13 protein-coding genes and 4 pseudogenes are annotated in these 13180 nt (G+C 36.7%); 15 read left to right on the forward strand and 2 right to left on the reverse strand.

All coding sequences use genetic code 11. From position 1 onward, the window contains the following. The 12 genes and pseudogenes from V7183_RS04020 to V7183_RS04080 all read left to right on the forward strand — a co-directional run. Positions 1-187: pseudogene (locus V7183_RS04020) on the forward strand (hypothetical protein); the annotation flags it as partial. A 483-nt stretch (positions 188-670) separates the two neighbouring features. After that, positions 671-958 (forward strand): annotated as a pseudogene (locus V7183_RS04030) (MFS transporter); the annotation flags it as partial. 438 nt (positions 959-1396) lie between these two features. After that, positions 1397-1681, forward strand: a pseudogene (locus V7183_RS04035) (LysR family transcriptional regulator); the annotation flags it as partial. A gap of 80 nt (positions 1682-1761) precedes the next feature. Continuing rightward, positions 1762-1983 carry an HAD hydrolase-like protein gene (locus tag V7183_RS04040; RefSeq protein WP_335358748.1) on the forward strand — a complete coding sequence of 74 codons (222 nt, stop codon included), beginning with the start codon at positions 1762-1764 and terminating at the stop codon, positions 1981-1983. A 91-nt stretch (positions 1984-2074) separates the two neighbouring features. Further along, positions 2075-2263: pseudogene (locus tag V7183_RS04045) on the forward strand (NUDIX hydrolase); the annotation flags it as partial. Between the two features lie 288 nt (positions 2264-2551). Then, positions 2552-2890 (forward strand): hypothetical protein, encoded by a 339-nt coding sequence (locus tag V7183_RS04050; RefSeq protein ID WP_335358749.1) that lies wholly within the window; start codon positions 2552-2554, stop codon positions 2888-2890. Positions 2891-3400: 510 nt separating this feature from the next. After that, positions 3401-4318, forward strand: a complete 918-nt coding sequence (locus V7183_RS04055; RefSeq protein ID WP_335358750.1) for an ABC transporter ATP-binding protein — start codon at positions 3401-3403, stop codon at positions 4316-4318. Beyond that, entirely contained in the window at positions 4315-5067 is a 753-nt protein-coding gene (locus V7183_RS04060) for an ABC transporter permease (RefSeq protein WP_335358751.1), read from the forward strand. Before V7183_RS04055 ends, V7183_RS04060 begins: the two co-directional genes overlap by 4 nt. Positions 5068-5079: 12 nt before the next feature. Then, the gene (locus tag V7183_RS04065) at positions 5080-5811 is read left to right on the forward strand and encodes an ABC transporter permease (protein ID WP_335358752.1); all 732 of its coding nucleotides are present in this window, start codon (positions 5080-5082) and stop codon (positions 5809-5811) included. Positions 5812-5833: 22 nt separating this feature from the next. Next, entirely contained in the window at positions 5834-6181 is a 348-nt protein-coding gene (locus V7183_RS04070) for a YxeA family protein (RefSeq protein ID WP_335358753.1), read from the forward strand. Positions 6182-6291: 110 nt separating this feature from the next. Further along, positions 6292-7005: a response regulator transcription factor gene (locus tag V7183_RS04075; protein WP_335358754.1), complete on the forward strand. Its 714-nt coding sequence runs from the start codon at positions 6292-6294 to the stop codon at positions 7003-7005. Then, positions 7006-8430: a sensor histidine kinase gene (locus V7183_RS04080; protein ID WP_335358755.1), complete on the forward strand. Its 1425-nt coding sequence runs from the start codon at positions 7006-7008 to the stop codon at positions 8428-8430. Positions 8431-8663: 233 nt separating this feature from the next. Here the strand turns inward: V7183_RS04080 and V7183_RS04085 are convergent, their stop codons facing one another. Together V7183_RS04085 and V7183_RS04090 are read right to left on the reverse strand one after the other, a co-directional pair. Next, the gene (locus tag V7183_RS04085; RefSeq protein WP_335358756.1) at positions 8664-9128 is read right to left on the reverse strand and encodes a GNAT family N-acetyltransferase; all 465 of its coding nucleotides are present in this window, start codon (positions 9126-9128) and stop codon (positions 8664-8666) included. 196 nt (positions 9129-9324) lie between these two features. After that, positions 9325-10263 carry a DMT family transporter gene (locus tag V7183_RS04090; RefSeq protein WP_097897921.1) on the reverse strand — a complete coding sequence of 313 codons (939 nt, stop codon included), beginning with the start codon at positions 10261-10263 and terminating at the stop codon, positions 9325-9327. 125 nt (positions 10264-10388) lie between these two features. Between V7183_RS04090 and V7183_RS04095 the strand changes: the two genes are divergently transcribed. From V7183_RS04095 to V7183_RS04105, 3 genes are read left to right on the forward strand one after another with little or no spacing between them, the layout of a single operon-like run. Next, a complete protein-coding gene (locus tag V7183_RS04095; RefSeq protein WP_335358757.1) occupies positions 10389-11762 on the forward strand; it encodes a PLP-dependent aminotransferase family protein in 1374 nt (457 codons plus the stop codon). Between the two features lie 18 nt (positions 11763-11780). Next, complete coding sequence (locus tag V7183_RS04100; protein ID WP_335358758.1) at positions 11781-12128, forward strand: hypothetical protein; 348 nt, start codon at positions 11781-11783, stop codon at positions 12126-12128. A gap of 12 nt (positions 12129-12140) precedes the next feature. Then, positions 12141-13019, forward strand: coding sequence for an SDR family oxidoreductase (locus V7183_RS04105; RefSeq protein ID WP_335358759.1), 879 nt, complete (start codon positions 12141-12143; stop codon positions 13017-13019). The last annotated feature ends 161 nt before the right edge of the window (positions 13020-13180 follow it).

The raw sequence follows: 13180 nt of genomic DNA on the forward strand, positions 1-13180 counted from the left end.
CAATTTTATGATTTCTTTATGGTTATATATTCTTTTGGGAGTAGGAATTGTTTTAATATTTGAAATTATATCTGGAGGAGTTCCAACGATATATGAAAATCTACGTATTGTTGCTACGATGTATTATATGGGATTGGCTATTATTTGCTCTGTTACTTTTTTTATAAGAAGGACTATATATGAATGAAGTTTGAAAAAGAGAAAATGAGGATACTATTTTGTAGTAAAGAGTCGATGTACTAACAAAATAGCATTCTCATTAAGCTAAAGCGAATTTGTATCCATAAAATGAAAAAATACGCTATTTTTATTTAAAACATGGAAATCATTCTTTGATATTCATCATTGTAAAAAGATAAAACGAGAACGATTGGAATGCCATTTGTATGGGCAGCTGATTGCTATTCTACCCTGTTTTTTAGAAAAAGTTAGTATTTGATTGTTAAGAAATCTTGCGATATTAACTGATGCAACTAAGCCTAAGACTCCACAAGAACTTATTACTAAAAATACATGGAAAAGGAGAATAAAGAGATGGCACAATTGAAGGTCTTGAAAGAAGAGTAGGATGCAGTTTAGACTCAATTTAGTACAATGGCGTCTGATGCCGCCGCAGCATTTGCCAAGATGATTCAAGAACTTCGGGATAGTGGTATAGGAGGAGTTAACTATGTCTAATTTAAAAAATCAAACAATTAATAAAGGCATTTCAGCAGGGTTAACCATACTTCTAGCAACTGCATGTGGTATCATTGTAGCTAATCTTTACTATGCACAGCCCTTGGTTGGGTTAATTAGCTCTGCAATTGGACTTTCTACTAGTAGTGCTGGATTGATTGTAACGCTAACCCAGATTGGATATGTCGTTGGCTTACTATTTCTTGTACCTTTAGGCGATATTGTTGAAAACCGAAAGCTGGTAGTTATATCGTTACTTCTAAGTGCAGTCGCCCTGACTGCCTATTTTTTGTATGTCCGGGCTTTAAAGATTAATTGCAATTGTTTTGAGGTTTTTGCACCAGAACCAAATTTTTTGTCTCTATCGCTGTAAGGGAACAAAACTCACCATGTAAAATGTGTCTGAATTGTATATAGACTATATAAAAAGAGAGCTTGTTTCAGAAAACAAGCTCTCTTTAAAAGAAATAACGTAATTAAGATGTCTATATATTATCATTTGATTTATATCTCGAATTAGTAATATCCTAATTAAATATAAATTAATTAAAAGTAAATAAACAGGAGGGGGGAATCAATAAACATGGTACATTTAATGGTATCAAAAATTGGGAAATCATACAATTAGTATAAACAGAAAAGATAATTGTTATGACAACGCATACATATTGTTCTTTTAAGTGTGAATCTTTCATAAACCTGAGAGTGGGTATCAAGAATGGAATTACGTCTAGAGTATTTTATTCAAGTTTGTAATAATGGTAGTTTTACTAAAGCTGCGGAAGTTCTAGGTATTTCACAGCCGACTTTAATTCAACAAATACGTGTGTTAGAGGGTGAGCTTGATACACCTTTATTTCATCGAATTGGAAGAGGTATCAAAATTACAGAAGCAGGTAAGTTGCTATTTGATAAAGGTAACTATATCATGTAGCTATTTGATGAGGTTCATAATGAGATTTTTGAATTAAAGGGTGTGAAAAGAGGTGTGATTACTATAGGATGGAACAATCATTAAAAAAACAATCTCCATGTATAGATGGTATGTATTATTGCCCACATAAGCCTTAGTGATAGCTGCCAGTGTCAAAACATAATATTGGATTACTTTTAAAAGCTGCACAGGAACATAATTTGAGTTTGAGGGAATGCTATGTTGTTGGAGATACTGGGAGTTCAGATATGATTGCTGCGGAGAAGGCAGGAGCAAAAAAGATTTTAGTGAAAACAGGATGGGGAGAAAGCTCCTTAACAAAATATAGCAAACAATCTTTTGGATGCTGTAAATTGGATTGCAAAGGATAATCAATCAACATAATAAAATTATGGTAAACTAATTATAGAGAATCCATACCTTTCNNACAAAATTTTATTTGTTTACTTTGGAGGGAGAAGAATGTTGGATACGAATAAAAATGTACGGACATCGGGGGCATATGTTTTACATAAAAACTTATTTGTTTTTCAAGTTGTGCCAACGAAAAGAAGAGATAGATTAGGTGTAGTAAGGCTAGGTGGACATAGAGAAGGGGATGAAACCAGCTTAGAAACCGCTAAACGTGAAGTATATGAAGAAGGACATCTTCTTTAGAGTAATAGCATCAGTATGTTCGAGTTTAAAAGATTATTTACAAGAATTTTGGAATTTTTGCACCAGAACCGATTTTTTTCTTCCGCACTTGTAGGTGACATTTGACTAAGTATCAAACCAAATGACAATGCGGAACCAACTAATACATTCTTTAATTTTATGAAAATTCCCTTTCGCTAAATATTTTTATAATACAAATTTATGATATGATGAAGACGGATGGGAGTAAAGGGTGAATTTTCAATTTATTTAAAAAGTGGATTAAAGGGGTTTCGAAATATAATGAAGCAGAAATGGTTATATACAATATTAATAGTAGTTACAATCGGATTTTTGTTTTTTTATAATCGAACAACTGAATCAAAGATAAATGGGTTCCCAGTTCCTGCTCGTGCGGAATATATACAACAGAAAGAACATAAGGATTTTGAATACAGAGGGACATGTTTTTCGAACGGTTTATCTTTTGATTATAAAGCAGGACTTTGGTTAGCTGGATGGAAAATACAAGAAGAAGAAGGTGCAATGATTAAATATAAAAAGGATGACCGCGTAGTCGTATTAATACAAGGAGGCAACGCCATTTATATGTATGAAGAAGGTAGTAATCAAAAAAACTAGACTTCAATTTATGAGATAGAGGATTTTAAATATCTTTTTATTTTACATAGACAATATAAAACAAAAAGACTTTGAAACAAATGAGGCCACTGAAAAAAGTCCATTTAATAATAAAAAGGGGGTTATTACCTACTATATACAGGTGGTAACCCCCTTTTTATTTTCTGTATATCATTAAGTTCTTAACAAAAAGTTGGTATAATTCTGTCAATAAAAGTGACAAAAAAATACCCACTTTATAAACGAATGACATAATTATACCTACATGTTGTACATGCGTATAGTAAGATCAAACCTTAGTGGAGCTAATTCGTGTATAGATTATTTTAAAAATAAAGAAACTGCACACATTTGAAACAATTATGAAATTGATTCAGTTAAGAATTTAATGTAACGCAAATAATTTAAGGTTAATGTAAGGTTCCCTTTAGATTGGTGAAAGGTAGATTCGTTACAGTTGAAACAGAAGGGAAATATCTAAAAAAGATTCGAATGGAGTTGACTTTTTATATGAGTGCATCGGCTATTGTACAAACGCAAAATCTGTCCAAAACGTATGGGGGTATTAACTGTGTAAATAAAGTTAATCTTCACGTTCAGGAAGGAGAAATCTACGGGTTTCTGGGGCCGAATGGAGCGGGGAAAACAACCACGCTAAAAATGCTACTCGGACTCATCAAGCCTTCTGAAGGGACAATCAAAATTTTAGGAGAAAGCTTGAGCAAACATCGCTCATCCATTCTGCAACGTACTGGATCACTGATTGAAGCGCCCTCTTACTACGGACATCTGACAGGGCTTGAGAATATGAAGGTCATGCAGCGTCTACGGAATGTGCCGGATAAAAACGTGCATGAGGTGCTTCGTATCGTACGTCTAGAAAATCAGAAAAACAAAAAAGCTGAACAATACTCACTAGGAATGAAGCAACGGCTAGGAATCGCAATGGCTCTACTCGCCTTCCCAAAGCTGCTGATTCTTGATGAGCCAACGAACGGACTTGATCCTGCAGGCATTGGTGAAATCCGAGAGCTCATTAAATCATTACCAGCACGCTATGGAATAACTATATTGCTCTCCAGCCACCTACTCTCGGAGATCGAACAGATAGCTACCTCAGTAGGTATTATCAGCGAAGGGAATCTACTGTTCCAGGGCAGTATGGCAAGCCTACGGAAAAAAAGTAGAAACGCTATTCTTATAAAAACGGGAGACAATGCCAAAGCAAATCAGCTACTTCGTACTAAAGGCTACACTCTGGCCCAAAGTGGCAGCCGACTTGAATTCGACAATCTCCAGGATACGGAGGTGGCGGAAATGAACAGAATACTTGTTGAACATAAAATTCCTGTCACCCGGATTGAAGAGCAGCAGAGAAGTCTGGAGGATATTTTCCTAGAGTTGACAGGAAAGGAGCGGAACTTGTGACTAAAATATTAGGACTGGAATACTTCAAAATCCGCCGCAAAAAAATATGGATTATGATTATATCATTTCTTGTCGTGGAGATGCTGTGGGCCTTCATATCCATTAGCCGGTCCATTGCTAGCAATCTGGATAACGCTGTCTGGGAATCTGTCATTTTCACTATATCATCCATGAATGGCCTTTTTATGCCGATTATTTCAGCCATTGTCGTCTCACGGATTTGTGATATGGAGCATAAGGGAGCAACATGGAAAATGCTTGTTGCTACCAATGTGGGACGTGGACATCTCTACGCAGTGAAGTATATATGCGCTTATAGTCTGCTCTTATATGGCATCTTTGCACAGGTCGTATTCATGATTGTATATGGACTAATAAAAGATTTTCCCGGCGCTCCTCCTATTGAATTGTTAATCCGCTTCATTGGAGGTACCCTACTGGCGACTCTCGCTGTTACAGCACTTCAGCAATGGATTTCTTTTGCCATCAAAAACCAGGCCTTCGCACTGTGCTTGGGCATGTTGGGCGGTTTTATAGGAACGACTGCCGGATTGTTCCCAGCTGCTACTAGACATATTTTTATTTGGTCTTACTATTTGGATCTCAGCCCGGTTACTTATCTATACGCCGAGTCTTCGAGCACCTATATGGTACAGCCAGTAAGTTCTGGGATTGTAGTAGCTGCGCTGATTATGACTGTCCTGTTCTATATCGCCGGAAGCATCCATGTAACCCGGCAGGAAATTTGAGGAGGGAAGTTGATGAAACAAAGTATTTCTGCTGAATGGCTCAAATTGCGCCATTCCCGGATCGGTCTTGTACTTGCTGTACTTCCTATCATAAGTCTGCTGATTGGATGTGCGAATTATTATTTTAACCAGGGCGTCCTGCAAAATGGCTGGTACAGCCTGTGGACTCAGGTCAGCCTGTTTTACGGTGAGTTTTTCCTACCTATCCTGATTGCCATCTGCTGTTCCTATATATGTAGGCTGGAGCATTTGAATCGAAATTGGAATATGATTATGACATCTCCTGTATCGGTTGTCAGTGTGTTTCTTGCTAAATTGATTGTCGTTAGCGTTTTAATCTTGTTCGCGCAAGGGCTGTTCATGGGACTCTACTGGCTTATAGGTAACTTGTTCTCCTTACCCGGACCATTCCCTTTAGAGACTATAGGTTGGACGATACGCGGATGGTACGCTTCTCTGTCCATTGGTGCTTTGCAATTGGGACTGTCGCTGCGGATCCGTAGCTTTGCTACGCCTATCGGCATTAGTCTGTGCGGGGTCTTTATCGGCCTGGGGATGTATATTGCTAAGGTGGGAATTTTTTTCCCGTTCTCATTGCTCAACATTGGCATGAGTGTGATGAGCCAGGATAAGTTGACTGACATACAGAACTTTTTGTTTTGGGTGATCAATATGGTTTTCATTATTATTTTTGCTTCAATGTCAATCCGACGGTTGAAGAACAAAGATATTGTTTCATCTTGATTGAGCCTAGGAGGAATTTTTAATGAAAAAAATATTGTTGGTACTGGGGTTCATTATCGTGATTGGGGCATGTTCGTTGATGTTATTCTTCAGTCCGGAGAAGCTTACACCTGACAATCCTGCTGGAAAAACCATCTATTACACAGAGATAACAGGTTCAGGCGTTCGAGATAAGAATGAATGTTATGCCTATGAGTTGACAGCCTATAATGAGAAAGAAAAGAAAAAAATTAGTTTTTCGGCCAAAAAGCAATTGAGAGAAGGGGCTTACGTCCAGCTATATTATACACTGATTCGGGGAGTCACGCACTGGGAAGAGATTAACTTCAAGGAGCTACCTGAGGTGGTGCAACAGCAGTATCAAAAATAATAAGAATCTGAAAGAAGAAAGGGACGTTCCATAACCATCAAGTTAAGAACATTATGAACTGAAACGTCGATAATTTCCTTTTCATGTATAATAAAATTGGGTGATGCAGGATGGAGAATTTAAAAGACAAAAAAATATTAATTGTAGATGATGAACCGGAAATCAGAATAATGATTGAAAGATTTTTAAGGAAAGAGGGCTTTTTCCGCATTTACACTGCCGCCGATTGCGTTTCAGCTCTGTCATTCTGCCACACAGGCAAACCGGATATCGTGATTCTCGATGTCATGCTGCCTGATGGAGACGGATTCTCACTTCTGTCTTCCATCAGACAGTTCTCGGACTTGCCGGTCCTTTTTCTCTCCGCTCGGGGCGAGGATGAAGACCGGTTGCTCGGACTGGGTTTAGGAGCAGATGATTATATTGTGAAGCCTTTCCTGCCACGCGAGCTGGTATTGCGGCTCATGGCAATTCTGAAGCGGGTCTATTCCTCTTCAGTGGCAGAGCGTCTATCTGTCTTCCGATTAGGGGAACAGACCATTGATCTGGAAAGCGCTGTCGTGCACAGGAATCAGAAGGAAATGCCATTGACGGCAAAGGAGCATGCCATTCTTATGAAGTTGTACGAAAATCAGGGTCGAATCGTTACGAACGATGCCATATGTCAGGCCGTTTGGGGTGATGACAGCTATGGTTACGAAAATACATTGATGGTCCATATCAGACGGGTTCGTGAAAAAATTGAATCGGATCCTTCCAAACCGATCCACCTTCTCACCGTCAGGGGACTGGGATATAAACTGCTGGTGAAGGAGACACGTTGAGTGGAAGGAATTATTCGTATATTACGCCGGTTTGTCACGATGCCTATCTTTATCTTGATATTTCTGCTTATTTTTAATTTTGTACTGCTGGGAACACTGGTGTTCGAAGAAATTAATCAAAGTCCGTCCCCGGAAAATGTGCTTAAGCAAGTAGCTCAAGGTTTAGGGAAGCAGGACGGCAGCTATCGTCTGGACGAACACGCCGCCGAGCTTCTGCAGCACAAACAGGCGTGGGCCATGCTGCTTGATGAATATGGTCATGTGCAATGGGATTACCATATTCCTAACGATGTTCCGAAAACCTACAATCTAGTTGATGTAGCCAAGTTCTCACGTTATTATCTTTTGAAATATCCTGTCTATATTTGGGAGCATGAGGCTGGCCTAATTGTAGTGGGATATCCAAAGGAAAGCCACTGGAAGTATCAATTTGATTTTCTTTCTGACTGGCTAAGATCGATGCCTCTGCGTCTTATTCTGCTGCTGATCTTTAATGTGGGGATGACTCTATTGATCTCTGTCGTGATTGGCACGCGTCTCATAAGAGGGATACGTCCTCTTGTGTCGGGAGTCCACAATCTTGCCAGGGAGGAAACAGTTGAGCTGGATTCCAAAGGTATATTCGGTGATTTGGCCCAGAGCATTAATGCCGCGTCGGCTAAGCTTCAGAATAAGACGGCCGCATTAAAGGCGCGAGATGAAGCGCGTTCCAACTGGATTGCTGGGATCTCTCATGATATTCGGACTCCGCTCTCGATTATTCTCGGCTATGCAAGCGAAATGGAGGATAATTCGGACTTGCCGGAGGAGCAAAGACATCAGGCTGGTATCATCCGGTATCAAGGCGAGAAGCTACGCTCACTTATAAGTGACCTAAATCTGGTCTCTATGCTCGAGTATGAAATGCAGCCATTGCGTTTGAAACACATTCGGCTGTCGGTTTTGGCGAGGCAGGTTGCCACGGATTTTTTGAATAATGGATTGGATGACCGGTACGACATTGATTTAAGGCTAACTGTTGAAGCGGTCCAGATCATTGGGGATGAGAAATTGCTACTTCGGGCAATCAGTAATCTTGTCCAAAACAGTGTACGTCACAACCCGCAAGGATGCGAAATCATACTGGAAACCGCCTTATCTAAGGACGGCTCCCAATACCACTTTATTGTAAGAGATAATGGAAAGGGTATTCCGCAGGAGCAATTACAAGAGATTACCGAGTTACCTTATTCATTAAGGAGAAAGCGGACTGCCCAGCAAGGTCATGGTCTAGGGATTCCGATGGTGGCAAGGATTGTGCAGGCCCATCACGGTCGCCTCATTCTTGCAAGCGGCAAGGACCAAAGGGGTTTAAAAGTCGTTATGGAATTTCCTTTGTATCAAAAAATGGAAAACATTAAAAAACTTAGGAATAAGCAAGATTAATAATAAGTATAGAATAATTCAAATCTTAGTTTGATGGACATATGTTAGTACTATTATTTGAGAATAAAGTTTGATGAAATTATTACTAATAACATAAAAATGAAAAAGAGCGTGTTTTGAAAAAAAGATTTCTTAAAACACGCTTTTAATTTTTATAAAAAGGTTTAATTCCTTTCAGGATGAGACTGTACAAAGAGATCCATCCATTCTATATGAAGTAATACAATAGCTTTTTAAATTGATTTTACCATCGTTATATTCGTAATTTCATAACCTAACTTTTCATATAATTCACGTGCAATTGTGTTATGGCCAAAAACGTGAAGAGAAATTTTTTTCATTCCTAATTCTTTAGCAAGAATTTCGATTTCTTTCATCGCTTTCTTGCCATATCCTAGCCCTTGGTATTGCTCAAAGATAATAAAATCATAAATATAGCCTTCATCATGATTCATAGGTGATTTTTGAGCAATCCAGATCATACCAACTATGTTTTGGTCGTGAAAAATAGAAAATAAGTAATTAAACTCAGATTTTTCACCTTGTGGTAACAGTTCGGTAAATGTTTTTCTGGATAGGTCGATTGCTTCATCTTCATTCCAATTTCCAGAAGTGATCTTTTCTTTTGCATAGTTATCAATAGCTTTCATAATATACTGTTGAAAATTTTCTTGACTCATAGGTTTTAATTCAACCATTATAATTCCTCCTAGTATATTAAAACTCTATAAGAACAGAGGTATTGTCTTTTAAATAACTTTACAGCTTTTCATGGATTAGATAGTAGATTGTTATTTACTTATATTTGCTCGAGTAACTCGAGTTCTTTTTCTACAAAACACATTTACTGATATCAATAGTATTTGATTGTTGCACCATATATCCCTCGCTTTTTTATTTACTAATAGAGGTATTCTTTTCTTTAGTAGAAACTCCTTTTTTACTCCCAAAATTCGTACCTATTACACCAAGAACAATTAGAATTCCGCCAAGGATATGATAATATGCAATTTGTTCGTGCAAGAATAAAACCCCTGCGATAATCGTGATAAGTGTGGATAGGTTGCTGAAAACACTCATTTTAGCTGCTTCGATATAAGTTAATGAATAGTTTAATAAAAATGCAGTTAGCAAGGAAGATAATACGCCTAAATATAAAATAGATATAAGAAATCTTTCATTTGTAAATGGTGTAAAGTATAAGCTAAGTGTCCCTTTATTTATATGTTCAATGATGGCCATAAAATTGAAACTGAGAAAACCAATTGCTGTCATCATATAAGTTAAGTCAATTAATTTAAATTTCTTTGTCATTTTTCGAGCTAACACATTATAGCAAGCAGATGATAATGCAGATAACAGAATAAGAATAATACCAAGAAAGCTAGTTTCATGCGTTTCCATACCGTTCATTACAAATATATAAATGACACCAATTACAGAAATGAGTACAGATATTTTTTGCCATGTATTTGCAGACTCCCTTAAGAAGTAGGACGCTAAAATCATTGTAAATATAGGAATGGCAGCTTGTATAATCCCTGCTTCAGATGAACTTGTATATACTAAACCAAATGCTTGGAAAGCAAAGAACAATGCCGGGTAAAATATCGCTAATGGTAAAAGTGTAAGTATGTTTTTGAATGAAATATTTAATTTTATAAACCCGAAAAGAACCGGGATAGTTGCTATTAAGAAAGCAACCGTGAAACGATGGGCAAGTATATCAATCGGAGTTGTAACGGTTAATGCTAATTTCACAAACATAAATGAAAAGCCGATAATAAATGCATATAGTAATGCGGCTGTATATGCTTTTGTTGTGTTTTTCATAATACCACCTCATATAGTTAATTTGTTACTGGCCAGTATATGTACATGGTAATCTTTCTAAGTCAGTGCTACAATGTGAACAAATATAAACTGTACCGGTACAAAATGAATGTGGAGGTGTAATCATGTATAAATATTTAAATGTATTAAATGAGTTAGAAACCATGATTCAAAAAGGAGAGATAAAAGAAGGAAAGAAATTACCGTCTATACGTTCACTGGTATCGCAATATCAGTGCAACAAAGCAACCATTATACGTGCGCTCCATGAATTAGAGAAGCGTCATATTATTTATTCCGTACCCCAAAGTGGATATTATGTTGTGAAGAAAATGGGGAATTATGAAGAAAATGAAACAGAAAAAATTGATTTCGCTTCATCAGCTCCAGATCCAGATGTATTTCCATACTTAGATTTTCAGCACTGTATCAATAAGGCAATTGACACGTACAAGAATGATTTATTTATATACGGTACACCTAAAGGATTACCATCTTTAATTGCAGTTGTGCAAAAGCAACTAGCAAATTATCAAGTCTTCACAAAAGAAGAAAATATTTTTATTACATCAGGAGTTCAACAAGCACTAGTTATATTAACCTCTATACCATTTCCGAATCAAAATGAAACAGTACTCATTGAACAGCCAAGTTATCATCTATTTATTGAATATCTAGAAACAAACAACATTCCTGTAATTGGTATAGAACGCACTACTGAAGGTATTGACTTAAATGAGTTAGAAAGAATATTCCGGACGGAAAAAATTAAGTTCTTTTATACAATTCCAAGATTTCATCATCCGCTTGGCACTTCCTATTCTAAAAATGAAAACGAAAAGATTATTTCTCTCGCAAAGAAATACAATGTATTTATAGTAGAAGATGACTATTTAGCAGATTTAGAACAAAATCCAAAGATAGATCCTCTATATAGTTACGATCATTCTTCATATGTAATCTATTTAAAAAGCTATTCAAAGATTATTTTCCCAGGATTACGTGTAGGCGTGGCAGTTATTCCTTCTTCTATTGCAGAGGCGTTTCATAAATATAAAAAACTATTAGATATTGATAGTTCAATGATTTCCCAAGCTGCTTTAGAAATCTATATAAAAAGCGGGATGTTTGAACGACATAAACAAAAAATTCGATTGTCTTACTATGCTAGATCTAAGATGTTATCGGGGGCATTGGAAAAAGCTTATGAAGAAAATCAACATTTGTTTACATATAGAGCAAGAAACGAAATAGGAATCCATACGTGCTTATCATTACAAAAAAGTATAGTTACGGATACGCTTATTAAGAACTTACGACAAAATCAGATATATATAGAATCTATTGATAAAAATTATTTATCTTTTTTCCGTAAGGACAAACTTTTAAAACTCAACGTATCAAATGTGAAAGAAGATAAAATCGAGGTAGGAATTCATAAAGTAATTGAGGAAATGAGACAAGTGAATCGTGTAGATTTCCATTTTAAAAAAGACTAATACTTTAGGAGGTTTATTATGAAGAAAAAAATAATAGCCTTGTTAATATGTATTGTCGCGGGAATTGTAGCGTTAGCAATTGTTATATATAACAAAGAAAGTGAAGAATGTAAAACGGTTGCTGTTCAAATACAGTCAATTATTGTAGATTATAACAGCCTTCCTGTATCGAATGTTAAAATTTATGAAGGCTTAGTCGCAAATGAAGAACGCGCTATTTCGAATTCACAAGGTGAGTTCAATTTTTACAGTGGTGTTTGTGGTGAATTTACGCTACAATTTGTTACTCCAGATGGAAAGAAATATACAAAAAAGTATGATCGAGAGCATGTACCTAAATTAGTTAAATTAGAAAATGAAAATTAAGGAGAGCTTTATATGAAACCATTACAAGGAAAAGTTGCGGTCGTAGCAGGGGCAACACGCGGTGCAGGAAGAGGTATTGCGATGATGCTTGGTGAAGCGGGAGCAACTGTATATGTAACAGGACGAAGTACAAAGAATAATTTATCATCAATGGGACGAACGGAAACGATTGAAGAAACAGCAGACCTTGTTACAAAACAAGGAGGAGAAGGCATTGCTGTTCGTGTGGATCATACAGTAGAGGAAGATATTAAAGCGTTGTTTACAAGAATTCAAGATGAACAAAACGGAAAACTTGATATTTTAGTGAATGATGTTTGGGGCGGCGATCCGCTTACTGAATGGGGAAAACCATTTTGGGAACACAACTTACATAATGGATTACTTATGCAACAGCGTGCTGTTCAATCACATATGATGACGAGCTATTACGGTGTACCGCTAATGGTGAATAATAAGAAAGGACTTATTATTGAAATTACAGACGGTGTCGATTATCAGTACCGTGGTAACCTATACTATAGTTTAGCAAAAATCTCAACCATCCATTTAGCAGAAGCAATGGCAAAAGATTTAGGGCAGCATAATATTACTGCAGTTGCCGTAAGTCCTGGTTTCCTTCGTTCGGAAGCAATGTTAGATTTATTTGACGTAACAGAAGAAAACTGGCAAGAAGGTGTAAAAAAAGATCCTCATTTTATTGCATCTGAAACACCTTTCTTTGTTGGAAGGGCAATCGCTACTTTAGCAAGTGATCCGAATGTTCATAATAAAACAGGGAAAGCACTTAGTTCATGGGAATTAGCAAGAGAATACGGATTTAAAGATATTGATGGGAGACAACCTGATTGGGGTAAATATTTTGAAGAGAATGTTCTTCAAGAAAAGTGATGTATCATGCTAAATAAAGTATAAGATTCTGTATATCAAATATAGGATTTTATACTTTTTCTTTCATAATTTTAGTTTAAAACTAATAATATGTTGCTAAATAAACACGCAAAAAGGAAGATCTCATTTAATGGAATTAAACTCCATTAAATGAGATCTTC

The sequence above is a fragment of the Bacillus sp. JJ1127 genome (assembly GCF_036965845.1).
In the GTDB taxonomy this organism is placed as follows: domain Bacteria; phylum Bacillota; class Bacilli; order Bacillales; family Bacillaceae_G; genus Bacillus_A.

Bases quoted from the DNA above. Each gene is read 5' to 3' on its own strand.
- V7183_RS04050 (WP_335358749.1), top strand. From the start codon at position 2,552: ATGAAGCAGAAATGGTTATATACAATATTAATAGTAGTTACAATCGGA.
- V7183_RS04055 (WP_335358750.1), top strand. From the start codon at position 3,401: ATGAGTGCATCGGCTATTGTACAAACGCAAAATCTGTCCAAAACGTAT.
- V7183_RS04065 (WP_335358752.1), top strand. From the start codon at position 5,080: ATGAAACAAAGTATTTCTGCTGAATGGCTCAAATTGCGCCATTCCCGG.
- V7183_RS04070 (WP_335358753.1), top strand. From the start codon at position 5,834: ATGAAAAAAATATTGTTGGTACTGGGGTTCATTATCGTGATTGGGGCA.
- V7183_RS04075 (WP_335358754.1), top strand. From the start codon at position 6,292: ATGGAGAATTTAAAAGACAAAAAAATATTAATTGTAGATGATGAACCG.
- V7183_RS04085 (WP_335358756.1), bottom strand. From the start codon at position 9,128: ATGGTTGAATTAAAACCTATGAGTCAAGAAAATTTTCAACAGTATATT.
- V7183_RS04090 (WP_097897921.1), bottom strand. From the start codon at position 10,263: ATGAAAAACACAACAAAAGCATATACAGCCGCATTACTATATGCATTT.
- V7183_RS04095 (WP_335358757.1), top strand. From the start codon at position 10,389: ATGTATAAATATTTAAATGTATTAAATGAGTTAGAAACCATGATTCAA.
- V7183_RS04100 (WP_335358758.1), top strand. From the start codon at position 11,781: ATGAAGAAAAAAATAATAGCCTTGTTAATATGTATTGTCGCGGGAATT.
- V7183_RS04105 (WP_335358759.1), top strand. From the start codon at position 12,141: ATGAAACCATTACAAGGAAAAGTTGCGGTCGTAGCAGGGGCAACACGC.